This is a genomic window from uncultured Bacteroides sp., assembly GCF_947632445.1.
Classification (GTDB): Bacteria; Bacteroidota; Bacteroidia; order Bacteroidales; family Bacteroidaceae; genus Bacteroides.
The window spans coordinates 13,644-39,400 of the sequence record NZ_CANRPM010000002.1; the positions used below are offsets into that span (position 1 = coordinate 13,644).

General features: G+C 46.4%; 25 protein-coding genes and 1 tRNA gene. 17 read left to right on the forward strand and 9 right to left on the reverse strand.

Features of this window, described 5'->3' with window-relative positions:
• The first annotated feature begins 119 nt into the window (after positions 1-119).
• On the forward strand, positions 120-3,338 hold the full coding sequence (locus tag Q0Z70_RS00680; protein WP_298071665.1) for a TonB-dependent receptor: 3,219 nt from the start codon (positions 120-122) through the stop codon (positions 3,336-3,338).
• Positions 3,339-3,359: 21 nt separating this feature from the next.
• Positions 3,360-5,135 (forward strand): RagB/SusD family nutrient uptake outer membrane protein, encoded by a 1,776-nt coding sequence (locus tag Q0Z70_RS00685; RefSeq protein ID WP_298071667.1) that lies wholly within the window; start codon positions 3,360-3,362, stop codon positions 5,133-5,135.
• Positions 5,136-5,551: 416 nt separating this feature from the next.
• On the opposite strand, the gene Q0Z70_RS00690 is transcribed toward Q0Z70_RS00685, so the two are convergent.
• Positions 5,552-5,752 carry a hypothetical protein gene (locus tag Q0Z70_RS00690; RefSeq protein WP_298071669.1) on the reverse strand — a complete coding sequence of 67 codons (201 nt, stop codon included), beginning with the start codon at positions 5,750-5,752 and terminating at the stop codon, positions 5,552-5,554.
• A gap of 217 nt (positions 5,753-5,969) precedes the next feature.
• On the opposite strand from Q0Z70_RS00690, the gene mtaB reads away from it, so the two are divergent.
• Together mtaB and Q0Z70_RS00700 are read left to right on the forward strand one after the other, a co-directional pair.
• Complete coding sequence (mtaB, locus tag Q0Z70_RS00695) at positions 5,970-7,289, forward strand: tRNA (N(6)-L-threonylcarbamoyladenosine(37)-C(2))-methylthiotransferase MtaB (protein WP_298071671.1); 1,320 nt, start codon at positions 5,970-5,972, stop codon at positions 7,287-7,289.
• Positions 7,290-7,314: 25 nt separating this feature from the next.
• Entirely contained in the window at positions 7,315-8,331 is a 1,017-nt protein-coding gene (locus Q0Z70_RS00700; protein WP_298071798.1) for a glycosyltransferase family 2 protein, read from the forward strand.
• On the opposite strand, the gene folB is transcribed toward Q0Z70_RS00700, so the two are convergent.
• Positions 8,320-8,694, reverse strand: a complete 375-nt coding sequence (gene folB / locus Q0Z70_RS00705; RefSeq protein ID WP_298071673.1) for a dihydroneopterin aldolase — start codon at positions 8,692-8,694, stop codon at positions 8,320-8,322. The two genes, Q0Z70_RS00700 and folB, sit on opposite strands and share 12 nt — an antisense overlap.
• A 162-nt stretch (positions 8,695-8,856) precedes the next feature.
• On the opposite strand from folB, the gene Q0Z70_RS00710 reads away from it, so the two are divergent.
• The 3 genes from Q0Z70_RS00710 to Q0Z70_RS00720 all read left to right on the forward strand — a co-directional run bounded on the left by Q0Z70_RS00710 (position 8,857) and on the right by Q0Z70_RS00720 (position 11,862).
• Entirely contained in the window at positions 8,857-9,624 is a 768-nt protein-coding gene (locus tag Q0Z70_RS00710; RefSeq protein WP_298071675.1) for a DUF1295 domain-containing protein, read from the forward strand.
• Positions 9,625-9,790: 166 nt separating this feature from the next.
• Complete coding sequence (locus tag Q0Z70_RS00715; RefSeq protein ID WP_298071677.1) at positions 9,791-11,014, forward strand: NADH:flavin oxidoreductase; 1,224 nt, start codon at positions 9,791-9,793, stop codon at positions 11,012-11,014.
• Between the two features lie 2 nt (positions 11,015-11,016).
• A complete protein-coding gene (locus Q0Z70_RS00720) occupies positions 11,017-11,862 on the forward strand; it encodes an SDR family oxidoreductase (protein WP_298071679.1) in 846 nt (281 codons plus the stop codon).
• Between the two features lie 102 nt (positions 11,863-11,964).
• Here the strand turns inward: Q0Z70_RS00720 and pfkA are convergent, their stop codons facing one another.
• The 3 genes from pfkA to cmk form a co-directional block, all read right to left on the reverse strand.
• Positions 11,965-12,945, reverse strand: a complete 981-nt coding sequence (gene pfkA / locus Q0Z70_RS00725; protein ID WP_298071681.1) for a 6-phosphofructokinase — start codon at positions 12,943-12,945, stop codon at positions 11,965-11,967.
• Positions 12,946-13,020: 75 nt separating this feature from the next.
• Positions 13,021-13,899, reverse strand: coding sequence for a 4-hydroxy-3-methylbut-2-enyl diphosphate reductase (locus tag Q0Z70_RS00730; protein ID WP_298071683.1), 879 nt, complete (start codon positions 13,897-13,899; stop codon positions 13,021-13,023).
• Between the two features lie 83 nt (positions 13,900-13,982).
• Positions 13,983-14,672, reverse strand: coding sequence for a (d)CMP kinase (cmk, locus tag Q0Z70_RS00735; RefSeq protein WP_298071685.1), 690 nt, complete (start codon positions 14,670-14,672; stop codon positions 13,983-13,985).
• Positions 14,673-14,953: 281 nt separating this feature from the next.
• Between cmk and Q0Z70_RS00740 the strand changes: the two genes are divergently transcribed.
• The 9 genes from Q0Z70_RS00740 to Q0Z70_RS00780 all read left to right on the forward strand — a co-directional run bounded on the left by Q0Z70_RS00740 (position 14,954) and on the right by Q0Z70_RS00780 (position 20,953).
• Entirely contained in the window at positions 14,954-15,646 is a 693-nt protein-coding gene (locus tag Q0Z70_RS00740) for an energy transducer TonB (protein ID WP_298071687.1), read from the forward strand.
• Positions 15,647-15,732: 86 nt separating this feature from the next.
• Positions 15,733-16,710, forward strand: coding sequence for a polyprenyl synthetase family protein (locus tag Q0Z70_RS00745; protein ID WP_298071689.1), 978 nt, complete (start codon positions 15,733-15,735; stop codon positions 16,708-16,710).
• Between the two features lie 38 nt (positions 16,711-16,748).
• Entirely contained in the window at positions 16,749-17,462 is a 714-nt protein-coding gene (locus Q0Z70_RS00750; protein WP_298071691.1) for a hypothetical protein, read from the forward strand.
• Positions 17,462-18,244, forward strand: coding sequence for a TatD family hydrolase (locus tag Q0Z70_RS00755; protein ID WP_298071694.1), 783 nt, complete (start codon positions 17,462-17,464; stop codon positions 18,242-18,244). Before Q0Z70_RS00750 ends, Q0Z70_RS00755 begins: the two co-directional genes overlap by 1 nt.
• A 163-nt stretch (positions 18,245-18,407) precedes the next feature.
• Positions 18,408-18,495 (forward strand) — tRNA-Ser (locus tag Q0Z70_RS00760).
• Between the two features lie 80 nt (positions 18,496-18,575).
• A complete protein-coding gene (locus tag Q0Z70_RS00765; protein ID WP_298071696.1) occupies positions 18,576-19,382 on the forward strand; it encodes a MotA/TolQ/ExbB proton channel family protein in 807 nt (268 codons plus the stop codon).
• Positions 19,383-19,402: 20 nt separating this feature from the next.
• Positions 19,403-19,888, forward strand: coding sequence for a hypothetical protein (locus Q0Z70_RS00770; protein WP_298071698.1), 486 nt, complete (start codon positions 19,403-19,405; stop codon positions 19,886-19,888).
• Between the two features lie 10 nt (positions 19,889-19,898).
• Positions 19,899-20,489, forward strand: coding sequence for a biopolymer transporter ExbD (locus Q0Z70_RS00775; RefSeq protein WP_298071700.1), 591 nt, complete (start codon positions 19,899-19,901; stop codon positions 20,487-20,489).
• Positions 20,489-20,953, forward strand: a complete 465-nt coding sequence (locus Q0Z70_RS00780; protein WP_298071702.1) for a biopolymer transporter ExbD — start codon at positions 20,489-20,491, stop codon at positions 20,951-20,953. Before Q0Z70_RS00775 ends, Q0Z70_RS00780 begins: the two co-directional genes overlap by 1 nt.
• Positions 20,954-21,273: 320 nt before the next feature.
• Here Q0Z70_RS00780 and Q0Z70_RS00785 read toward each other — a convergent pair whose 3' ends face one another.
• Positions 21,274-22,551, reverse strand: coding sequence for an IgA Peptidase M64 (locus Q0Z70_RS00785; RefSeq protein ID WP_298071704.1), 1,278 nt, complete (start codon positions 22,549-22,551; stop codon positions 21,274-21,276).
• A gap of 145 nt (positions 22,552-22,696) precedes the next feature.
• Between Q0Z70_RS00785 and Q0Z70_RS00790 the strand changes: the two genes are divergently transcribed.
• Entirely contained in the window at positions 22,697-23,182 is a 486-nt protein-coding gene (locus Q0Z70_RS00790) for an Lrp/AsnC ligand binding domain-containing protein (RefSeq protein WP_298071706.1), read from the forward strand.
• 29 nt (positions 23,183-23,211) lie between these two features.
• Here the strand turns inward: Q0Z70_RS00790 and Q0Z70_RS00795 are convergent, their stop codons facing one another.
• From Q0Z70_RS00795 to cls, 3 genes are all read right to left on the reverse strand, one after another.
• Entirely contained in the window at positions 23,212-23,700 is a 489-nt protein-coding gene (locus tag Q0Z70_RS00795) for a dihydrofolate reductase (RefSeq protein WP_298071708.1), read from the reverse strand.
• A gap of 22 nt (positions 23,701-23,722) precedes the next feature.
• Entirely contained in the window at positions 23,723-24,517 is a 795-nt protein-coding gene (locus tag Q0Z70_RS00800; RefSeq protein WP_298071710.1) for a thymidylate synthase, read from the reverse strand.
• 73 nt (positions 24,518-24,590) lie between these two features.
• Positions 24,591-25,739: a cardiolipin synthase gene (cls, locus tag Q0Z70_RS00805; RefSeq protein ID WP_366807069.1), complete on the reverse strand. Its 1,149-nt coding sequence runs from the start codon at positions 25,737-25,739 to the stop codon at positions 24,591-24,593.
• Positions 25,740-25,757: the final 18 nt, after the last annotated feature.

The window sequence follows — 25,757 nt, forward strand, 5'->3', positions numbered from 1 at the left end:
CAACCGATTTTTACACATGTATGGTTCTATCAACCAATAATTTTGCACTTAATAACGAAAAGATAAGGCACATCGTTGCTTTCTTTGTTTTTAATAAAATAACCATAAAAAACATTATTATGAATTTAAAAAAACTTGCCAAAAGAGCATTAGCTACTCTATCATTGAGTATGTTGTGTTTAGTCGCTTTTGCACAAGGTCGCCAAGTTACAGGTACTGTAATTGATAATTCGGGCGAACCGGTGATAGGCGCAAATGTATTGGAAGTTGGTACTACCAATGGAGTAATTACTGATATTGACGGTAATTTCCGCCTGACAGTACAGCCCAATGCAAAACTTCAGGTTTCTTTTATCGGTTACATTACACAAACCATAACGGTAGGTAACCAAAGCACCATTAAAGTTACTTTAAAAGATGACGCACAGGCGCTTGATGAAGTGGTTGTCGTAGGTTACGGTTCTATGAAGAAAAATGACGTAACAGGTTCCTTATCTTCGGTATCTGCTGAAAAACTGGTTGCACGTGGTGCACTCCGTATAGAAGATGCATTGCAAGGCTCGGTACCCGGCGTTAATATTACCCAGTCCAGCAGCCGTGCCAACGGTAGTTTCAACGTCCAAATCCGCGGCCAAGCCTCTATCAATAATACAAGCGGTCCGCTTTATGTAGTAGACGGTATGGTGGTTTCTTCTATCGACTTCTTGAATCCCGAAGACATTGAACGCATTGACGTCTTGAAAGATGCTTCCTCTACAGCAATCTACGGCTCACGTGCCTCAGAGGGTGTGGTTATTATTTCTACAAAAGGAACCGGAGCAGGACAAAGCAAAGCTCAACCGGTGGAAATCACTTATGACGGTTACTACGGTATCCGTAAGGTAGCACGTATGCCGGATTTCATGGATGCAACCGAATGGATGAACTATCGTTTTGCACGCTACACAACAGGTAGCTCCGATGAAACTGGACGTGCTGTGTATAAGATTACTGACAGCGACTTGCAATCTGTGTTTCAAAATGGCACTGAATGGAAAGGTTCTCCTTTATATAATAGCTGGATGAACAACGAGGGCTATGATTGGGCAGACATGGTACTGCGAACGGCATCTCAACAAAACCATTTCATCAGTGCAAGCGGTGCAACTGAAAAAACAAATTATCGCTTAGGTATCGGTTATCAAAGTGAGGAGAACGTATTTAAAAAGAACGATTATGATCGTATCAATATCAAAGGATCTTTCGACAGCAAACTGTCAAAGATTGTAGAAGCGGGTATGGCCATCAATTTGGTACACGACGTACAGAACGACTGGATTACCGATACTTCCAACTCTTATTCTCCCTACAACAACGCATTCTGGTTTGCTCCGGTCGTTTCACCCTGGGATGAAGATGGTAATCTGTTAGCTATCCCGGCAAAAGTCGGTAATATGTCATTGACTTCTACACCTTCTCCGTTGGTAGACTTCGAACTTGACGCTTACGAGAATGAGACTCGTAAATTCCACGTCTTCGGTAATGTTTATATGCGTTTTAACATTATGGACGGTTTGAAATTCACAACCACCCTATCACCCAATTATTATCATGGCCGTCAAGGCATCTTTATGGGTACCGGTGTTTCTGAAAAATATCCTTTGGGAACAGCTTATTATCAAAACCAAAAGCACAACCAAGCATCCGTAGTCAATACGGAACGCTTAGACTGGACATGGGATAACCAAATTGACTTTAGCAAAACATGGGGACAGCACAGATTGAACGCAATGGGACTGTTCTCCATGTATGCCACTAATAAGGAAACTTATACTCAGACCGTGACAAATATTTCAGATGATAAACTCTCATACCATGCTATGGAAAAAGGTTCGGGTACAAAGACCATCAAATCTACTTATACAGAATCTTCCTTGGTATCTGTAGCCGCCCGTCTGAATTATGCCTACAAAGAACGCTATATGGCTACCGTTACCATGCGTACTGATGGTTCTTCACGCTTTGCCAAAGATAACCGTTGGGGCTGGTTTCCCTCTGCTGCCTTAGCATGGCGCGTTTCGGAAGAAGACTTTCTAAAAGATGTAGAATGGCTGGATAACCTGAAACTACGTGTATCTTATGGTATCACGGGTAATAACAATGTGGGCGATTATGCTACTGCATCTTCTGCTTCCGGCCCTACTTATTCTGTTATTGGTGGACAAGAATATCAAGGTTACTATGCCAATGGTTTGATTGACAGGAATCTGATCTGGGAAAAGATTAAAGAATTCAACTTCGGTATTGACTTCTCTGTTCTCCAAAACCGCATAAACTTAACAGCAGATGCTTATCGCCGTTTATCCGACGGACAAATTATGAAAGCCACTGTGCCTCTGGAAACTGGTGAAGGTTCTATTACAACAAATATTGGCGCTGTGCGTAATACTGGTATTGAGTTAGGATTAAATCTTGGTGTTATCCGCAACAAAAACTTCACATGGGACGTAAATCTCGCATTTGCCCGCAACTGGAGCAAAATCACCGAATTACCTAACGGAGATGACGTCAGCAACAACTGGTTCATCGGTGAACGCCTGAACGTTTTGCGTGACTACACAAGTGCCGGTATCATTACTACCGATGGTATTACCATGCGTACCAAAGACGGTGACCGTCATTATACCCTCCAGGAAGTATATGACACTTTCGGGCCCGGTGGTCAAGGTTTGAAGTGGTACGAAGGCCAGATGGCTGTAAACGACTGGAACAACGATGGTAAAATTGACGATGAAGATAAACAAATCTTCGGTTGTACAGATCCAAAGTGGACAGGCAGTTTAAGCTCTACCATGACATACAAAGGATTCGACTTCTCCTTCATGCTTTATACGAAACAAGGACAATGGTCACGCAGCTATTTTCACCAACAATATATGGACTACAGCGACCGCGGACGTCAAAAAATGAGTTTTGATTATTACATCCCTGCAGGGACTCCGGTTCTGGATAAAAGCACAGGAGATGTAATCTATCTGTCAGAGGCACATGTTGGAAAATATCCTTATCCGAACAATACAGAAAAGACAGGGGGTGGTTATTTCAGCAAGAACAGTGCAGCTGTGTATTATCACAAAACTTCTTTCGTGAAAGTAAAAAACATCACACTGGGTTACACTTTCCCGAAAGCATGGTTGAGCAAAGTTGCCGTAAAACATCTGCGCCTCTACGTGAATGTAATCAATCCTTTCTGTTTTACCGACTACGAAGGTTTTGATCCTGAATGGGCAAATGCAAACTTGACTAACGGCGGCCCTGCTTCTGTTACTTACCAGATTGGTGCGAACATTAAATTCTAACAATACAAATTCATAAGAGCTATGAAAATATATAAAAAATTACCATATGCAATGTTCATGATTGTTTCCATGACATTGGCTGGTTGTGATGACTTTCTTACACCGGATAATAAGAGTTCTGTGACGGATATTGATTATTTCAGTACTGCGTCAGGTTTTCAATCTCTCGTTTATGATGCATACGCCCAACTGACTGATATATATAACAGTGCAGATGCACCGGTATATTTTAACGCGGGGACTGACCTTTATCAAGACGGACGCAACGATATTGATGCTGCACTCCACCGTTGGTCAAACTTTACTCCAGAACATGGCAAGGTTAAAACTTTCTATACCGAGTGTTATGATGGTATCCGTTCTTGCCTTTCCATTCAATACTATGCACCGGCAGCAAATGTCAGTGATGATGTAAAGCAAAAGGCAATAGATGAAGGCCGCTTTGTACAGGCCATGTTCTACTACCTGTTGGTTAATAATTACGGTGGTGTACCGTTAGTCACAGAGTATACCAGTACAGCTATCAAAGGTTATCCGCGTGCAACAGCTGAACAAATATATACTTATATTATAGATGAGTTGAAAAGCATCATTTCCAATAACAGACTGACAAGTTCCAGTGCAACAAAAGGCGGAGGGGAAGCTAGTATTGAAGCCGCTAAAGCATTGCTGGCAAAGACCTATCTTTCTGCTGCATGGGACCTGAATAACCAATCTTACTTTACCGAAGCTGCCAAATATGCCGACGAGGTTATCAATGGTCGTTCATTAACTACTGAATTTGCCGATTTATGGGCAGCTGACAGTTCGGGTGACGATGATGCCGAATTTATTTTTGACATAGAATACGATTATAACAGTGCTCATGATCAGAATGCAGGTAACCGTTGGCAGTCGTTCTACTCCAACTACTACGGTGGTGCTGAAGAAGGCATGAAGAACGGTTCTTCACAATGTATTCCTCTCATGCATACACTAAGATGTTTTGAAAAAGGGGACAAACGCTACGATGCCACTTTTTTGAAAACATTATTAGTGAAGAAAGCATGGGATCCTGCGCAGGGCTTCAAAGAGAACGGATCACCATTGGGAGACTATTTCTCTTATTATAGCAACGGAAATACAGCAATGGGTAAAATGGTCGGTGTATATTATCCTGCATATTGGGAATGTGATGCAGCATCGGTTGCTGCATGGCGTGCCGAAGACCCAGTTAACCGCGCTGAGACATTCATTATTCCGCAAAGTGAAATGACAGCCCAAATGGAACCAATGTCAACTTACATGGAAGACCTCAAAGAATATCCTGACGGCATCATTACAAAATATGATTTCGAAGAATCACAAAAGAAAAGTTGGGCGGTGCATCCTTGTCGCAAGTTCGACGACAGCAAGACTGCACAATACAGTGCTGGAAAGAGCTTTCGTGATTTGCATGTCATCACATTGCCCGAAATCTTCTTCGTCGCTGCTGAGGCTTATCTCAAGGCAGGAAATGACGGAACAGCACTCGCACGCTTGAACACTGTACGCAAACGCGCAGGCCTTGCCGATGCAACAAGCATTGACATTGATGCCATTCTGAAAGAATCAGCTTGCGAAATGTACGGAAACGGTTACCGCCGTATGGATCTCCGCCGTACAGGTAAACTCGTTGAATACAACAACTTGTATAATCCCCATCTGAAAGGCAATGCCGCATCAATTATCGGAGGGAAATTTTTATGGCCTATTCCACAAGCAGCAATTGATGCAAACGAAGAATTGACTTCTGCCGATCAAAATCCGGGATATTAATAAACAAACAAGATTATCATAGATTTACAACTCTGAGAAACTGGTCTATGAGTAAGATCGGGAGGTTTTAAAATAGACATTCTTAGCAAGGAGAGGTTGTGTCAGATATTGGCACAACCTTTTTTCTGCACAAAGTTTTTGTAACTTTAGGTATTAGTTTTTTCATTATGGCAAAGTTACATTTTCGTCCTTACATTCCCAATTCAACGGTTCTTTTTCCACAAAGAATAGATGGAAACATAACTGCGAACGTCTCGGTGCACATTGTTAATGCTGTTATAGATAGTCATAATGTTGCACCTTCATTTAGGCCTAATACTTGATAATAGTTTTCATAAAGGGTGTATAAAATTAAAAAAGTCTGGTGTGCTTTCGCACGTCAGACTTTCAATTCTCTCTCCGTTTATTGTGCTGAATTATTCAGCTACAACAGTGTCAGCTACTACAGTATCAGCTGCCTGGGCTGCTGCTTCAGCTGCCGCTGCTTCAACAGCTGCGATAGAGTCAGCGATACGGATAGAATCAGCTGCTGCTTGTTCAGCGTTAGCTGCTTTGTTACCACAAGATGCGAAAGATACTGCTACGATAGCTACTGCCATCAAAACTAATTTTTTCATTTTCTTTTTACTTTAAAAAATGTACTACAATCAATTGCCTTATTAAAACGTCGGCAAAGATAGAGACTTTTTAGATACGTTATTCTCGAAAGCCCAACTTTTTTTATATTTTTTTCAATGCCTGCCTCTGAATGGCCTATGTCGGGTGATGAAATAATGAAATATAGAATAATAATGTGTAACTTTGCATCCGCATCAAAAGTTATGTGAGCAAAATATGATTGATACCAATATATATCAGAATAAGACAGCAGTATATTATACACTGGGCTGCAAGCTGAACTTTTCGGAAACGTCTACTATCGGCAAGATGTTGAAGGAAGCCGGAGTGCGTACAGCCCGAAGAGGGGAAAAGGTCGATATATGCGTGGTGAATACCTGTTCGGTGACCGAAGTGGCCGACAAGAAGTGCCGTCATGCCATTCATCGGTTAGTGAAGCAACATCCGGGTGCCTTTGTGGTAGTGACGGGATGTTATGCGCAGCTGAAGCCGGATGCGGTGGCCCATATCGAAGGCGTAGACGTGGTTTTGGGAGCCGAGCAGAAAAAAGATTTGCTGCAATACTTGGGCAACCTCCAGAAGCATGAGGCAGGTGAAGCCTTTACGTCGGCTTTGAAAGACATCCGTTCGTTTGTTCCGTCGTGTTCGCGTGGCGACCGCACCCGTTTCTTTATGAAAGTACAGGATGGATGCGATTACTACTGTTCCTATTGTACCATTCCCTTTGCCCGTGGCCGCAGCCGCAACGGCAGCATTGCTTCGCTGGTGGAACAGGCACGGCAGGCAGCGGCCGAGGGTGGAAAAGAAATCGTATTGACGGGAGTCAACATCGGTGACTTCGGCAAGTCTACCGGCGAGACATTCTTTGACCTGATAAAGGCGCTGGACGAGGTAGAAGGCATTGAACGTTACCGCATTTCGTCCATCGAGCCTAATCTGCTGACCGATGAGATTATCGACTTCGTATCGCATTCCAAGCGGTTCATGCCCCATTTTCATATTCCGCTGCAATCGGGTTCGGATGCAGTGCTGAAGCTGATGCGTCGTCGGTACGATACAGCTTTGTTTGCCGCGAAAGTTCGGAAAATCAAGGAAGTGCTGCCCGACGCTTTTATCGGTGTGGATGTCATTGTGGGAACGCGTGGCGAGGCGGAAGTGTATTTCGAGGAAACCTATCGCTTTATAGAAGGACTGGATGTCACCCAGTTGCATGTGTTCAGCTATTCCGAGCGACCGAATACGCAGGCGTTGAAGATAGACTACGTCGTGGCGGCCGATGAAAAACATCGCCGCAGCCAGCGTCTGCTGGATCTGTCTGATATGAAAACCAGGGCTTTCTACGAAAAGCATGTCGGACAGACCCTGCCTGTATTGTTGGAAAAATCCAAGTCTGGTGCATCTATGCACGGCTTTACACCTAATTACATACGGGTAGAAGTACCCCATGATGATGCGTTCGACAACTGTGTAGTCACTCTTCGGTTGGGTGAATGGAACGGGGAGGGTACCGCCTTGAAAGGCTTTCCCTTAAAATAAACCGCAGAAAAGAACGATGGAGAATATGGAAAAGGTGGCTGTCGTAATATTAAGCTGGAATGGATGCGAAATGCTTCGTTCTTTCCTGCCTTCGGTTGTGGCTCATTCCGAAGCGGAGGGGGCCGTTGTATATGTCGCTGACAATGGTTCTACGGATGCTTCAGTCCGGCTTGTTCGGGAAGAATTTCCTACGGTACGTCTTATTTTGTTGGAAAAGAACTGGGGATTTGCCGACGGCTATAATAAGGCCTTGCGGCAGGTGGAGGCGGAATATGTAGTCTTGTTGAACTCGGATGTGGAGGTGACGGCTCATTGGTTGCAGCCGCTTTTTGCCTATATGGATACTCACCCGGAGGTCGCTGCTTGCCAACCCAAGTTACTGAGCTGGCACGACAAGACCGCTTTCGAGTATGCGGGTGCAGCCGGCGGTTTCATTGATTGCTATGGTTATCCTTTCTGTCGCGGCCGTATCATGGGCGTCGTTGAAAAGGATGAGGGGCAATACGATACGACTGTTCCTGTCTTTTGGGCAACAGGGGCTGCTTTGTTCATTCGTCTGAAAGATTATTGGGCGGCAGGTGGACTGGATGGCCGCTTCTTTGCTCACATGGAGGAGATTGATTTATGTTGGCGTCTTCGTGCCCGAGGCCGTCAGTTGGTATGTATTCCTCAAAGTGTAGTTTACCATGTAGGCGGTGCCACGCTGAAGAAAGAAGATCCCCGAAAGACATTCCTGAATTTCCGTAACAATCTGTTGATGCTCTATAAGAACCTGCCTTCCGAAGAATTGGGCAGGGTGATGCGTGTCCGTTGGCTGTTCGACCAAGTGGCCGCTCTTGTTTTCCTGCTGAAGGGCCGGCGGAACAATGCCCGTGCCGTATGGCAGGCCCGTCAGGAGTATGGCCGGCTTCGTTCCTCTTTCCGCCTGTCGCGGGAGGAGAACGAAAAGAAAGCATGTACGTCGGTGATACCTGAGCGTGCGGGTTACAGCATTCTGATACGTTACTATCTGAAGGGGAAAAAGCGTTTTTCAGGCTTGTAATGCCTGCCTTTCTGCATGCACCTCTACTCCTGCCGTCTCAATGTCAGCTCCCATAGGCGGATTGCGTTTGGACAGTTTCAGGTCAATGCTTTCGATAGTCGGGAAATCGTTGAAGAGACGACGGACAATACGTCCTGCAATATGTTCAAGCAGTTTGGAGGGAATGTCCATTTCTTCTTTTACGGCCTGGTGGATTTCTGCGTAATTGACAGCATCGGCAACGTCGTCACTTCCCATTGCACGCGTAATGTCTGTCTTCAATCGCAGTGATACGACGAATTCATTGCCTACGGTCGTTTCTTGGGGAGCTACGCCGTGATAAGAAAAAAAACGGATGTTTTCGAGAAGAATATAACTTGTCATGCCTGCTTGTTTCGATAGGGATATATTAAAAATAGATCAGTCTTTTTATCAATAAAATGTTTTATTGGACAGTTGCTGTTACAATAGTGCAAAGATAAAATAAAAGAAGGGCGTTGCAATGTTTTTTTCGCTATATTTGTGTGTCTTAAATAGAGAATACTTATGTCTTTGCATCAATTTCATCTTTTTTTATGGGTAATGAGCGGTGTTGCATTGCTCGTTTTCATAGCCCTCTATTATGTAAAAGCGGGTTACGGCATGTTTCGTACAGCTTCGTGGGGTTGGTCTATATCCAACAAAGTGGCTTGGGTACTGATGGAGGCTCCTGTCTTTTTTGTAATGTTGGGTTTGTGGACGGTAAGCGGGGTTGGTTTTTCTGCTCCACAATTCTTGTTCCTGCTTCTGTTTGAATTGCATTATTTGCAGCGCTCGTTTGTCTTTCCATTATTGATGAAAGGACGCAGCCGCATGCCGTTAGCTATTATGGCGATGGGTATTGTGTTCAATGTCTTGAACGGATTGATGCAGGCTGGTGGAATTTTCTGGTACGCGCCCGAAGGGTATGCCGATGGATGGATTTGGTTGATGCGTCCCCTTTCCGTCATAGGATTCGTGTTGTTCATTGCAGGTATGGGCATCAATCTGCATTCCGACCACGTTATCCGTCACTTGCGCAAGCCGGGTGACAATCGGCATTATCTGCCTTGCAAGGGGATGTACCGTTATGTTACGTCGGCCAATTATTTCGGAGAACTGGTAGAGTGGACGGGTTTCGCCTTGCTGACTGCTTCGCCTGCGGCGTGGGTGTTTGTTTGGTGGACGGCAGCCAATCTGGTTCCTCGAGCCGATGCTATACACAAGCATTATCGTAAGGAGTTCGGTAACGAAGCAGTGGGGCGTAGAAAACGGATTATACCTTATATATATTGAGGATGAAAAAAGGAGAAAAGATGCTTTGAGTTGTAGAAAATAGAGGTGATGTATTGCTATGTTCAGAGAAGGCTTGCGACATGGCTTTTATAAAACGATGCTTTCCGGGTCTTGAAAGACTGCAATCACTTCCTTAAAACATACTTTTCTAAAATCAGATAGAATTATGAGTTCGAAACTATTTACTCCAATTACCTTCGGACCGCTGACATTACGTAATCGTACTATCCGTTCAGCGGCCTTTGAGAGCATGTGCCCGGGCAATAAACCTTCAGAGCAGTTGCTCGATTATCATCGTTCGGTTGCGGCCGGCGGGGTAGGCATGACGACTGTTGCCTATGCGGCCGTGACCCGTAGCGGGCTTTCATTCGACCGCCAGTTGTGGATGCGTCCTGAGATTATCCCCGGGCTTCGTCGCCTGACAGATGCTGTTCATGCCGAGGGAGCTGCCGTCAGTATCCAGTTGGGGCATTGTGGCAACATGTCCCACAAGAGTATCTGCGGCTGCTTGCCGGTGGGAGCGAGTACGGGATTCAATTTGTATTCTCCTACATTCGTTCGGGGACTTCGGGCAGATGAGTTGTCCGAGATGGCGCGTGCCTATGGCCGTTCGGTTAATTGGGCTCGTGAGGCCGGATTCGATGCGGTAGAAATTCATGCAGGTCATGGCTATCTTATCAGCCAGTTCCTTTCTCCTTCCACTAACCATCGAAAGGATGAATTTGGAGGTTCGCTGGAAAATCGCATGCGTTTCATGGATATGGTGATGGATGAAGTGATGAAGGCAGCCGGCAACGACATGGCTGTATTGGTGAAAATGAACATGCGCGACGGTTTTCGTGGAGGAATGGAGCTGGGCGAATCCTTGCAGGTGGCCCGCAGACTGCAACAATCAGGAGCACATGCCTTGGTGTTGAGTGGAGGCTTTGTCAGCAAGGCGCCGATGTATGTGATGCGTGGTGAGATGCCTATCCGCACGATGACCCACTACATGACCTGTTGGTGGTTGAAATACGGAGTCCGTATGGTGGGTAAGTGGATGATACCTGCTGTTCCTTTCAAGGAGGCATATTTCTTGGAAGATGCTTTGAAATTCAGAGCTGCGCTTGATATGCCTTTGGTTTATGTAGGCGGACTGGTGGCCCGGCAAAAGATTGACGAAGTGTTGGAGCAGGGTTTCGAGGCCGTACAGATGGGACGCGCCCTGCTTAATGAGCCAGGCTTTGTCAATCGTATGCGTGAAGAGGAACATGCCCGCTGTTCTTGCAGGCATAGTAATTATTGCATTGCTCGCATGTACACTGTCGATATGGCTTGTCATCAGCATCTGAAGGAGGAGCTTCCTCCTTGTTTGAAAAAAGAAATCGAACGAATAGAAAGTCGAGGATAATAATGGAAAAGAAGTTAGCTGTAATAACAGGGGCCGATGGAGGTATGGGAACGGAAATAACCCGTGCTGTTGCATTGGCCGGCTATCGTATATTGATGGCATGCTATGAGCCGCAGAAGGCAGAAGAAAAGAGACAAAAGCTGATCGAAGAAACAGGAAATGCAGATATCGAGGTGCGGAGAATTGACCTTGCTTCGTTGGAAACGGTAGCAGCTTTTGCCGATTACCTGTTGGAACGTGGCGAAAGCGTATCTCTGCTAATGAACAATGCCGGTACAATGGAGACGGAACGTCGCATAACGGTAGACGGATTGGAGCGTACAGTTAGTGTCAATTATGTCGGACCTTATTTGTTGACACGAAAATTACTTCCGCTGATGGGGGAGGGAACCCGCGTGGTCAATATGGTTTCATGTACTTATGCTATCGGACGGCTGGATTTCCCGGATTTCTTTTTGAGAGGCAAGAAGGGTAGTTTTTGGCGTATTCCTATTTATAGTAATACTAAATTGGCATTGACTTTGTTTACACTTGAACTTGCCGAACGTGTGAAAGACAAGGGGATTGTGGTCAATGCGGCTGATCCGGGTGTCGTTTCGACGGATATTATTACGATGCACATGTGGTTCGATCCGTTGACTGATATTTTTTTCCGCCCTTTTATCCGTACACCACGTCAAGGGGCGGCAACGGCGGTCAGCCTTTTGTTGGATAAGGAAGCAGGGGAACGTACAGGGACATTAAATGTCAGTTGTCATCCTAAACAACTCTCTGAACAATTTATACACCACAAGCAGACGAAGGAATTGTGGGAGCGGACAGAGCAGCTTGTAAAGAAATGGCTTTAGTTTCGGAAGGAGAGTGTAACGGTTTCAAATGAAAAGCCAGGCATTCCGTATGGAGAATGTCCGGCTTTTAGTTGGAAACTTTGGAGATTTCTATTGCTTTTCTTAGATAGACAGTGCCCGTAATACATTGACCAACTCTTTCTTGATGGGCTTGTCATTTTTGATTGCCTTGGTAAAGGGTACGTAAACCACTTCATCATGGTCAATACCAATCATTACATTGCGTTGTCCTTCCATAATGGCGTCAATGGCGGCTGCGCCCAATCGGCTGGCTAAGATGCGGTCGTGAGCCGTAGGGCTTCCACCACGCTGTAGGTGGCCGAGGATGGTAACACGTACATCGTATTGCGGATATTCATTCTTTACACGTTCGGCATAGTGCATGGCGCCTCCTGTCAGTTCGCTTTCGGCTACCAGTACGATACTGCTGTTCTTTGACTTGCGGAAACCGTTCTTGATGAATTCTTCCAATTGGTCGACTTCCGTGCTGAATTCGGGGATGATGGCTGCTTCGGCACCCGATGCAATGGCACCGTTCAGGGCCAGAAATCCTGCATCGCGTCCCATGACTTCAACGAAGAACAGGCGTTCGTGCGACGTAGCCGTATCGCGGATCTTGTCGACAGCGTCGAGGATAGTGTTCAGAGCCGTATCATATCCGATAGTGGTATCTGTACCGTAGAGGTCGTTATCAATGGTGCCGGGCAGGCCGATGCAGGGCACGTCGAACTCTTGTGCAAAGATGCGGGCACCGGTCAACGAACCGTCGCCTCCGATGACAACGAGGGCGTCGATACCTTCTTTCTTCATGTTGTCGTAGGCCTGCTGACGACCTTCTGGCGTGGTGAATTCCTTGCAGCGGGCCGTTTTCAGAATGGTTCCTCCCTGCTGGATGATGTTGCTTACATTCTGGCTCTTGAATTCTTTGATTTCGCCGGTCACCAGACCTTTATATCCTCTATAGATACCTTTCACTTGAAGTCCGTTGTAGATGGCTGCGCGTGTCACCGCACGGATGGCTGCGTTCATGCCCGGGGCGTCTCCACCGGAGGTTAGGATGCCGATGCACTTAACTTTTCCCATAACAATCTTTCTTTAGAGTTAGTAAATGACGTGGCAAAGATACGAAAAAGCTTAGGGCCACTGTAATAATTTTCGTTAATTTGCCGAAGTTTGGAGTTTCTTTTCGATTGTAGCCGCGATTTCTTCCATCAGCCATTTGGGGGAGGACGTAGCTCCACAGATGCCGATGGAGGATGCTTTTGTCAGCAGGGAAGTGTCTATTTCTTCAGGGCTGTCGATTAAGTGCGAATTGAAATTCACCTTCTGGCACTCGCTGAACAGCATTTTGCCGTTGGAGCTCTTCTTGCCGCTGACGAAGAATATCAGGTCGTGCGAGGCGGCAAACTTGCGGATGTTAGGGATGCGGTTGGCTACCTGCCGGCAGATAGTGTCGTAATATTCGAAGGTTATATCGGGCGAGATGTGCTCTTTGATATACTCTACGATACGTTGAAATTCGTCGAGCGACTTGGTTGTCTGCGAGTAGAGGCGTATGCCATGGCTTAGGTCGAGCGACTTGGCTTCCTCCAGCTTCTCGATAACGATGGCTTTTCCTTCCGTCTGGCCGACAAGTCCCAGCACTTCGGCATGCCCGTTCATGCCGTAAATCACAATCTGCTTGTCTTCTTCTGCATTTTGGGTATATTCTTGCTTGATTTTTTTCTGCAGGCGGAGGACTACGGGGCAGGTGGCATCTATGATTTCGATGTGGTTACGGCGGGCCGTTTCATAGGTTTCGGGCGGCTCGCCATGGGCGCGGAGCAGCACCTTGGCGTTGTGCAGGCGGTTGAATTCGTCGTGGTTGATGGTGACGAGTCCCATTCCTTTGAGGCGCTCCACTTCCCGGCTGTTGTGCACAATGTCGCCCAGACAGTACAGTATGCCGCCTTTGGCCAGCTCCTCTTCGGCTTTGCTGATGGCGTTGACCACTCCGAAGCAGAAGCCCGATCCTTCGTCTATTTCTATTTTTGCCATATATATAACGGTATTTTACGGGTTGGAAAACATTGCTTTCCCGGTTAGAAAGCAATGCTTTTCAAGTCAAGAAAGGTTGAGGCCTATTGGCCGGCCACGCGTTTGAACTGCTCAGTCAGCCAAGTCTTCTGTTGCTCGATGGTCAGATGGCTGTTGTCCAGCAGCAGGGCGTCATCGGCCTTGCGCAGGGGGCTTACTTCTCGATGCTGGTCGATGTAGTCGCGTTGCTTCACGTTCTCCAGTATTTCGGCGAAGTTTACGGCCTGTCCTTTGGCTTTCAGCTCGTCGTAACGGCGCTGGGCGCGTATCTCAGGCGAGGCAGTAACGAATATCTTCAGTTCGGCATCGGGGAAGACTGTGGTGCCAATGTCGCGTCCGTCCATTACAATGCCTTTCTGACGGCCCATTTCCTGCTGTTGTCTGACCATGTATTTGCGCACGAAATCAAGGGCAGCCACGGGGCTTACATGCGAGGAAACCTCCATGGTGCGGATTTTGTTCTCCACGTTCATGCCGTTCAGGAAAGTGTCGGGACGGTTGGTTTCCGCATTGGGTCGGAACGTGATGTGGATGTTGTTTATCTCGTTCCGAAGTTTTTCCACGTCAATCTGCCCGTCGTGCAGGAGTCCGTTCTCGATGCAGTACAGAGTAACGGCGCGGTACATGGCTCCGCTGTCGATGTAGATATAGCCGATTTCGCGGGCCAGGTCTTTGGCCATGGTGCTTTTGCCGCAGGAGGAAAATCCGTCAATAGCGATAGTTATCTTTCTCATTTTTCCTATATATAATAAGGTGGTTGTCTGTTCAAATGGGACGTTCTTCGTCGTAAAACAAAAACATTTCATTTTTTTGTTCAAAAAAACATGCCAAAGATAAGGGTATTTTTAAAATATCTCGTTACATTTGTAGCATAAAAGCGAATGTAGTCTTTTGAACAATTAAAAAAATGAAAATGCGGTATGGAATGTGTAAAAAAAAACATCCGTGTGTGACATTTCGAAGGAAAAGTGCTATATTTGCCCCCAATGGAAAACTTTAAAATTAATAATAAATTATGGAAGTAAAAAAATCGCCTAAGGCAGACCTGGAGAATAAGAAATCGACTTGGCTGCTCATCGGTTATGTGATTGTGCTCGCTTTCATGTTCGTTTCTTTAGAATGGGCGGACCGTGACGTGAAGATTGACATGAGCCAGGCTGTAGCTGACCTTGTGTTTGAAGAGGAAATTGAAATTCCTATTACGGAACAACCGGAAATGAATACTCCTCCGCCTCCTCCTGAAGCACCCGCCATTGTCGAGACTTTGACAATTGTGGATGACGATATGGATATCGAGTCAACAGAAATCGCTTCTTCTGAGGAAACGGGTCAGGCTGTAGAAATCGCTTACGTGCCTCCTACGGTAGAGGAAGAAGAAGTGGAAGAGCAGGAAATCTTTGAAGTCGTTGAACAAATGCCGGAATTCCCTAATGGTGGTATGGCTGGTTTGATGCAGTTCCTGAGCAAGAATATCAAGTATCCGACTATCGCACAGGAGAACGGTACGCAAGGTCGTGTAACCGTGCAGTTCGTAGTAAATGCAGACGGTAGTATCGTAGATGCCAAGGTTATCCGTGGTGTGGACCCCTATTTGGATAAGGAAGCTCTCCGCGTGATTAACTCCATGCCGAAGTGGAAACCCGGTATGCAACGTGGTAAGGCTGTACGTGTGAAATATACGGTACCTGTAATGTTCAGGTTGCAGTAATTTATAGTTGATAATAAGGGAAGAGGTTGCCGTATGAGCAGCCTCTTTTCGTTCTTATCCCTTCCTTTTTCTTTCCGAGATTAGTTATGTTTAAATCATCCGAACTGCTTGAAAAAATCAATGCCCATATTGCCGGCCTTCAGTTTACCCGTCATCCTGAAGGGCTCTATGAACCAGTGTCTTATGTCCTTTCATTAGGAGGGAAGCGCATACGCCCGGTGTTGATGTTGTTAGCTTACAACTTATATAAAGAAGATGTAGAAACAATTTTCAATCAGGCAACGGGAATCGAGGTGTATCACAATTATACCTTATTGCACGATGATTTGATGGACAATGCAGACCGTCGTCGTGGTAAGCCGACAGTACATAAGGTTTGGAATGAAAATACGGCCATTCTTTCGGGCGATGCCATGTTGGTGTTGGCCTATCGGTATATGGCCGAAGGGTGTCCTGCCGACCTTTTGAAGCCGGTCATGGATTTGTTCGGGCAGACGGCCCTTGAAATCTGTGAAGGACAACAGTTTGACATGGAATTTGAGAGTCGCAGCGATGTATCGGAAGCGGAGTATCTGGAAATGATTCGGCTTAAGACTTCTGTCCTGCTTGCGGCCAGTCTGAAGTTGGGAGCCTTGTTGGGCGGCGCTTTGCAGGAAGATGCTGACCGTCTGTATGACTATGGCGTCGATATGGGCTTGGCTTTTCAGTTGAAGGACGATTTGCTGGATGTTTATGGCGACCCGAAAGTCTTTGGTAAAAATATTGGTGGTGATATCTTGTGCAATAAGAAAACCTACTTGTTGATACAGGCTTTTGAACGTGCTTCTGACGACCAGCGGAAAGAATTGGAATATTGGTTGGCTGCTGCTGATTTTGTACCGGCCGAGAAAATTGCAGCGGTAACGCGCCTGTATGACGAGATTGGCATCAAAGAATTGTGTGAGCGAAAAATCCATGAATACACCCGGCTGGCGGAAGAAAGCCTTTTGCAGGTAGGGGTGGCAGGCGAACGCAAACATGAGTTGCAGGTACTGCTGGAAACCCTGGTGCATCGAGAGTCGTGATTGGCATAATTGTGAAAGTCTAAATTAGTAAGATATAAATGCCCTATAGAAGATTACCCAATACGGATCAGGCTCGCATTCGGGCTTTGAAAGCTGCGATAGAAAAAGCCGATGCCTATGACAATCCGTATGGAATTCCTTTCAGTTTCAAAGTACTTGGAGCTGCAAGAAATTTTCTGCCTCGTTTTGAGGCAGCCCACCTCTTCTATATGGAGTGTTATGAAAGGCAGGCTGCTGCTGGAAAGAAACATCAGTCGCATGTAAAAAAGGCGCGTCTATATCTTTCTCATTTCATTCAGGTACTCAATTTGGCCGTGATACGTTCGGAGATACGTCTCTCTCATAAGGCATATTATGGCATGGATGCCCAAAACTCCCTTCCCGATTTGTCCAGCGAACAGGCCTTGGTAGAGTGGGGGCGCAAGGTAATCGAGGGAGAGAACCGCCGTGTTTCACAAGGAGGCATTCCTATTTATAATCCTACCATTGCCAAGGTGAAAGTCCATTATGATATTTTTGTAGAGGGGTACGAAAGGCAGAAAAACTTTCAGTCGGCCACAGCTCGTGCTTTGGAGGCCTTGGCAGCCATGCGTCAGGAAGCCGATGCGCTGATTTTAGATATTTGGAATCAGGTGGAAGCGAAGTTTGAGCAGATAGTTCCCAATGAAAAACGTCTCGAACTTTGCCGTTCGTATGGACTGGTTTATTATTATCGAACCAGTGAGAAAATGAAAGTAAAAGGAGAATACTGATGACAATAATTGATACACATTCCCATCTCTTTTTGGAAGAATTTGCCGACGACTTGCCTGAAGTGATAGAACGGGCGCGCCAGGCGGGTGTCAGTCATATCTTTATGCCTAATATTGACAGTACGACTCTCCAGCCGATGCTGGATGTTTGCCGTCGCTATGAAGGGTATTGCTTCCCGATGATCGGGCTTCATCCTACGTCTGTCCGTGCCGAAGATTATGAAAATGAACTGGCTGTGGTTGCCCGTGAATTGGCTGCAGACCGGAAGTATGTAGCCATTGGCGAGATTGGTATGGATTTATATTGGGATCAGACTTTTCGGAAAGAGCAGGAGGAGGTGTTTCGTCGTCAGTTGGATTGGGCTTTGGATTATGATTTGCCGGTTGTGATCCATTGCCGTGAAGCGTTTATACCTATATATAAGGTATTGGAAGACTATCGTTCTACCAATCTTCGGGGAGTCTTTCACAGCTTTACGGGTACAGCCGATGAAGCGCAGCGTATCTTGGAATTTCCAGGCTTTTATTTAGGAGTGAATGGTGTGGTGACTTTTAAGAAATCCCATCTGCCCGAATTGCTGTCATCTGTTCCTTTGGATCGTATTTTGTTGGAGACAGACTCTCCGTATTTGACTCCGGTTCCCTATCGGGGACGCAGAAATGAAAGCGCCTATATACAGTATGTTTTGCTGAAGGTTGCTGAGGCTTGTCAGTGTACGCCCGATGAGGTAGCAAAGCAAACAGCTGAAAGCGCTTTAAAAGTGTTTGGAATGCTCAAATAAGGACGCAAAGATTTTAAAGTTTATTAATTTAGGGATTTTATTAAAGATTATACGCGAAGAATGCGATGCAAGAACAAAAAAAAGAATACATTTGTAGCTGAAAATGCTGATGGTTCGCAATTTTTTTTGTAATTTGCAGCCGATTTGAGGAAATTATGGATAAGGAGAGATGCTCGAGTGGTTGAAGAGGCACGCCTGGAAAGCGTGTATACCCCTAAAGGGTATCGGGGGTTCGAATCCCCCTCTCTCCGCAACAGACAATAAAAGGCGAATAGTAAATGAACATAATAACAAACAATTTAATTAATTAATCTTAAAAATTAGACACACAATGAAAAAGTTATTTGCAATTGTTGCTGTGATGGGAGTCTTAACATTTGGCTCAACTCAACTTGCTAAAGCTCAGGATGCTCCTGTAGCGGAACAAACAGAACAGGCTGCTCCTGCCGTAGAAGCAGCTGCTGACGATGCTGCTGCTCCTGCAGTGGTAGAAGAAGGTGGTATTCACAAAGAATTGAAGACCAAGTTTATCGAAGGTTCTGCATTCTTCATGAGTTTCCCTGCTATTGCATTGGTTATCGGTCTTGCATTCTGTATCGAGCGTATCGTTTACTTGAGCTTGGCTGAAATTAACACAAAGAAGTTTGTTGGTGCTGTTGAAGCAGCTTTGGAAAAAGGCGATGTAGAAGGTGCCAAAGACATTGCCCGTAACACAAGAGGTCCTATTGCTTCTATCTACTATCAGGGTCTGATGAGACTTGATCAAGGTGTAGATGTAGTTGAAAAGTCCGTAGTTTCTTACGGTGGTGTTCAGGCCGGCTACATGGAAAAAGGTTGTTCTTGGATCACGCTGTTCATCGCGATGGCTCCGTCTCTGGGATTCTTGGGTACGGTAATCGGTATGGTGGAGGCATTCGATAAGATCCAGCAGGTAGGTGATATTTCTCCGACGGTTGTTGCAGGTGGTATGAAGGTGGCCTTGATTACTACTATCTTCGGTTTGATTGTAGCCTTGATCCTTCAGGTATTCTACAACTACATCCTTTCTAAGATTGAAGCTCTGACTAGCGAAATGGAAGATTCTTCTATCACGCTGTTGGATATGATTATCAAATACGATTTGAAATATAAGAAATAATCTATACTGTCTGCGATATTATGAAGAAGTTTAAAATTCAAAATATTTCGGGCTCAGCCTTGTTGGTCATGCTGCTTCTCACAGTTGTTGTGATAGCCATGTTCTTCTTTGGTGGTGAGACTCCGATGGAGCAACGTTTGGTCGCAGATCCTTCTTTGTCAGAGCCTGCACAAACAGATCTCCTTATCTATTGGATGTACATATTGTTTGGTGTCACGGTCGCAGTTACTTTGGTTGCTGCAATCTATCAGTTGGTTACCAATTTCATCGACTCTCCGAAGGCTACCATCAAGTCGCTTCTTGGAGTAGTGTTCTTGGTTGTCGTTATGATTTTCTCATGGGTAATCGGCAGCGAGCAGGCTTTGGCAATACCAGGTTATGATGGAAGTGAAAACGTTCCTTTCTGGTTGAAACTGAGCGATATGTTCTTGTACACGATCTATATTCTGATGGGTGTAACAGTATTGTTAATCATCGGATTTGGAATTACAAAGAAATTTAAATAATTAGAGACAAATGGCTAAAGGAAAAAGACGCACTCCAGAAATCAACTCCAGTTCAACGGCGGATATGGCTTTCTTGTTGCTGATCTTCTTCTTGATTACCACCTCTATGGATACCGACCGTGGTTTGGCAAGACGTTTACCCGAACCACCGCAGGAAAACCAGAAGCAGGAAGATAAGGAAATTAAGGATCGCAACATTTTGCAGGTCTTCGTGAACTTTAATGACCAGTTGATGTGTGGAAGTGACTATGTCAGTGTAGAACAACTGCGCGAAAAGGCAAAGGAATTCATTGCCAATCCATACAACGATGAAAAGTTACCGGAAAAAGTCTCTGTCGAAGTTCCTTTCTTTGGAACTCAGATGGTAACTAAATTCCACGTTATCTCTTTACGTTGTGACCGCGGTACGTCCTATAAAGCATATATTGCTGTACAGAATGAACTGGTAGTTGCCTACAATGAATTGCGTAATGAACTGGCACAGTCTAAGTGGCAGAAAGATTATGCTGATTTGAATGAAGAGCAGCAGGATGCTATACGTCAGATTTATCCTCAGGTAATCTCTGAGGCAGAACCTAAAAAGTACGGAGAAAAGAAGTAATGGGAAAATTTAGTAAAACAGGTAAACGCGGAATGCCGGCGTTGAACACTTCTTCTCTGCCTGACCTTATCTTCTCTTTGTTGTTCTTCTTTATGATTGTAACAACAATGCGTGAGGTAACATTGAAGGTTGAGTTTAAGGTTCCGCAAGCTACAGAGTTGGAAAAGCTTGAGAAGAAATCTTTGGTGACGTTTATATATGTAGGTAAACCGACTGCTGAGTTTCGTAAGAAGTTGGGTGATGAGAGCCGTATCCAATTGAACGACAGCTTTGCTGAAGTTTCTGAAGTGTACGACTACATCAACGGTGAGCGTGCCAGTATGAAAGAAGAGGATCAGCCGAACATGACTGTTTCTTTGAAGATTGACCAAGACACCAAGATGGGTATTGTTACTGAAATCAAGGAGGCTCTCCGTCAAGCTTATGCATTGAAGATTAACTATTCTGCGAAGCCGCGTGAGTAATAGTTGATATAAATATTGGAAAAAGGGCATATCCCAAATGGATGTGCCCTTTTTTGTTTCCTTTATAAGGGAATATTATGTACCGGAACTTTAGTGTGGCTTGTTTACAATGTATGACTTGTGCCCTTGACGGAGCACTGCATGAGATCCTCATTCAGCACTGTATGAGGGGTTCACGAAGCACTGTGTTACCCTGTCATGAAGCACTGTGTTACCCTGTCATGAAGCACTGTGTGAAACCCTCACAAAGCACTGCGTGAGTAGGTGTTCTGCAAAAGGATATGTCCTTTGTGTATTGTTTATGGATGTATGATCGTTTTTTATTCGGTATAAAATTCCACCATCCGTTGGATGGCCCGCTGGCAGACGGGGCAGAACGTCGGATATTCGTTGGTACGCATCCGGCAGTTGTCAGCCGGGCGGTAGATTCCTTTCGCGGAATAGCCTCCTCCTTCATACACTCCTACCGGATAACTTTTGCTTGCCGTCGTTGGGGTGGGAATCGGTGTTCCCTTATCGAGCATATCTTCCCATTTCGACGCAAAGTCTACGCGGGTGCTGATGTTGGGTTCCCACGGCTCCACGTCCAGCGGATAGGTATCGGTCATAACGTCGTCGTCATAATAGTATTCATCGGCCAGTCCGGCGAAACTGTGTCCGAATTCGTGCACCACCACAGGGCGGAACATCGGATGGTGGGCAGTGGTTAGTGTATAGGCGTTATAGATGCCTCCGCCGCCATATTCATCCGTATTGGCCAGGATGATGATATGTTCGTAGGGGATGCCGGCCAGTGCGTCGTGAATGGACTTTACGCGCGAAGTTGTCAGATAACGGTCGGAGTAGAATGTACTGAAGTGTGAACCGAAAGCGGTTTGTTTCCAATCGTTCAGGCGTGGAATGCTGATGCCGCTGTCCTTCGACGGGCTGGCTACGGCCACTACGTTGAAGCGGTTCTTCAACGACTTAAACGGTTCGTGTCCGAACAAACTTTCACAGACAGTGGATGCATCGTGATAGAATGTTTCCATTTCGGCCTCCGTATAGCCTTCCGCCAGGATGGCTACGTCGATGCATCGGGCTGAGTTCCCGCTTTGCACCAGATATTTATGGGGCGTCACGCCGTTAAATCCTTTCGGATGAATCAGGATGTCGGCAGGATCTACCGTATGCTTCATGCTGGCTTTCGGCTTCAGACGTTTATCGAGGAGGGTTACTTCTACTTCAACCGGTTGTTTGGGATAAGGCAGTAAGAACGTGTTTTCAAAACCTTTTTGCACCTTGTGGGCTTCGTCGGTTTCCAGCCATTCCTGAAAGAGGGTAGAGAAAGACGTGCGGTAGATGACTGTCCCGTTTTCCTGTTTGCGAACCGTTATTTGTCCGCAGCCGGTGAGGGGCAGCCGGTCCAGATTGTGCTTGCGTCCGCTCCAGCCGGGCAGTACCGACAGCTCGTCTACCCAGATCTCCTGATGTTCGGCGTTGCCGGTAAAGAAATAGTCCACACGGAGAGTCATGTCCGTGAAATATTGCGAAAAGTCCTGCGCAGCCAGTGTACCGGCAGTCAGTAGCAGAATGAGCATGCATGCATATTTTTTCATACCTTTTTCTTTTTATGGGAAACGCAAAGATACAGATTTTATCATATATATACAAGAAAAGTAACAATCCCGCTCTTTTTTGCTGAAAAAAACGCTAACTTTGCAGCGTAGTAATTTTAGTCATTATAATTAAAGAGAATTAAAAATGGGACATCATCAATTGGATACTTTGGACGAGCAGATTCTGAAACTGATAGCTGATAATGCCCGTATTCCTTTCTTGGAAGTGGCTCGTGTCTGTGATGTGTCTGGCGCTGCCATTCATCAACGCATTCAGAAACTGACCAATCTGGGAGTACTGAAAGGCTCGGAATATGTCATTGACCCCGAAAAGATCGGTTATGAAACGTGTGCGTACATCGGTATCTATTTGAAAGACCCCTCCTCATCAGATACGGTTATCAAGGCTTTGAAGAATATTCCTGAGATTGTGGAGTGTCATATCACTACCGGTAAGTACGACATGTTCATCAAGCTTTATGCCCGCAACAACCATCACCTGCAGAATATTATTCAGGAGAAACTACAGCCGCTGGGCATGGCACGGACGGAAACGTTGATTTCCTTCCACGAAGTGATTAAGCGCCAGATGCCGATTCTGATAGAAGATGAGGAGCAGAAAGAAGATTGAATGAAGGGGAAGCTGTGATATGTCAGGCATTAGTACCTGACATAGTCTACAAAAGCATACGGACAGGGATGTTTTTCATCGGCAGGATGGACATCCCTGTTTTTTTCGTGCCATGTCTCAGACCGTACCGGCGGGAAGTAAGCGTCCGCTTGTGGAGCTTCTGCGTCTATCTCTGTCAGACAGAGACGGTCGGCCAGCAGCATGGCCTGCCGGTAGATGCTTTCGCCGCCAATGATATAGACCTCTTCGTCAGTACTGCAATGTCCTAAGGCTTCTTCCAAGTTAGTGAATACTTCTGCGCCGGGGCAGTTGGCAGCGGGGTTGGACGAGAGTACGATGTTGCGCCGGTTAGGCAGGGCGCCTTTAGGTAGCGATTCGAAGGTCTTGCGGCCCATGATGATGGTATGCCCAGTGGTCAGTGCCTTGAAGTGCTTCAGGTCGTTGGGTAACCAGAAGAGCAGTTTGTTCTGGTAACCGATGGCCATGCGGCGATCTACGGCGGCTATGATGCTGATCATGTCTTTTCTTTCTGTTTCGGGGTTATACGGATACTTTGCCTGCAATGTGCGGATGCGGGTTATAGTTTGCCAGCTCGAAGTCCTCGTACCGGAAGTCGAAAATACTCTTTACGTCCGGGTTGATTATCATCTGCGGCAGGGGGCGAGGTTCGCGCGTCAGTTGCAGTTTCACCTGCTCCAAGTGGTTCAGGTAGATGTGTGCGTCGCCCAGCGTGTGGATAAAGTCGCCCGCCTTCAAACCCGTTACCTGTGCCATCATCTGCAACAGTAGGGCATACGAAGCGATGTTGAAAGGTACGCCCAGGAAGGTGTCCGCGCTGCGTTGGTACAGTTGCAGGCTCAGTCGTCCGTTGGCTACGTAGAACTGGAAGAAAGCGTGGCAGGGCGGCAGATTCATGTTGTTCAAATCCCCTACGTTCCAAGCGCTCACGATGATACGGCGCGAGTCGGGGTTGTGCTTGATGGTTTCCACGGCTTCGCTAATCTGGTCGATAAAGTTACCCTGGTAGTCGGGCCACGAACGCCATTGGTATCCGTAGATGTGTCCCAAGTCGCCGTTTGCATCGGCCCATTCATTCCAGATGCGTACACCATGATCTTGCAGGTACTTCACGTTGGTGTCACCTTTGAGAAACCAAAGCAGTTCGTAGATAATGGATTTCAAATGCAGCTTCTTGGTGGTGAGACAGGGAAACCCATCGTCCAGGTTGAAGCGCATTTGGTGGCCGAACACGCTGAGGGTGCCCGTGCCGGTCCGGTCGCTTTTCTCGACGCCTTCGGTCAGTATGCGGTTGAGCAGGTCTAAATATTGTTTCATGGCGTAACTCCTTTATTGGGATGCAAAGGTAACCTTTTTAGGCAAAGAATGAAGAGACGGCCGTAGGGAATTTTCAGAGGAACGGCGTGAACAGATGGGCAAACCACCCCACAAACTTCTTCCATGCCGATCGTTCTTTCCAATATTCGGGTGTCATCAGCGTACTGTTCTGTTTGTTTTTGTTGAACATTTCAGTGAGTTCGGCTGTCGTTTCGGGGTCGAAGATGAAGGCATTCGTCTCATAATCGTAGCGCAGGCTGCGACTGTTTAGGTTAGCCGTACCTACGGTGCAGAAGCTGTCGTCCACCATCATAACCTTGGAGTGATGGAAACCGCCGTTGAACAGGTATATCTTGGCACCTTTCTTCATCAGTTTGTGCAGGATGTAGAAGGCCGCTTCGGGCGTAAAGGGTACATCGGATACTGAAGGAACCATGATTTCCACTTCCGTCCCCTTCTTCAATGCTTGTTTAATGGCTTTCTTGATGGACTTGGTAGGTACGAAGTAAGGATTTACGAGGCGTATCAGGCTGTCGGCTTCGCAGATGGAAGTGGCGTACGCACGGCTGATGGAGCGTGGTGTCTCACGTGGCATACGGTCTACAATCATAATCTCCTCAGCAATGCTGTCCGGCAGTTGGGGTGCGTCGGGGAAGTATTCCGGTCCGCCGATGTGCTGCCCCGTCTCACGGTTCCACATGGTCAGGAAGATACCTTGCAGGTAGCGGACGGCATCGCCTTCGATTCGGGCATGGATATCGTGCCATTCCCCGATCTTGGGCAGGCCCTTGATATAATAGTCGGCCACATTCATTCCGCCCGTATAGCCTGTCTTTCCGTCAATGACTACGATCTTGCGGTGGTCGCGGTGTATGGCGTGGTTGAACCAGGGGAAGGTAATCGGGTCGAACTTGACAATCTCGATGCCTTGTTCGCGGATTGCTTTCATGTGTTCCTTTGTCAGAGGCTGGTTGTTCGACAGGTTGCCGAAGGCATCGAACAGTGCACGCACTTCTACACCCTCCCTGACCTTCTGGCCCAATAGCCGGAAAAGGGCTCCGGCAATGGAGTCGTTGCGGAAGTTGAAGTATTCCAAATGGACATGGTGGCGTGCACCTCGGATCGCTTCAAACAGGTCAATGAACTTGTCTTCGCCGCTCATAAGTAGCTTCACCCGGTTATTGTAAGCCAGCGGCGCACCCATATCTTTCAGACGGTGCATGACGATGCTGTCGCTATG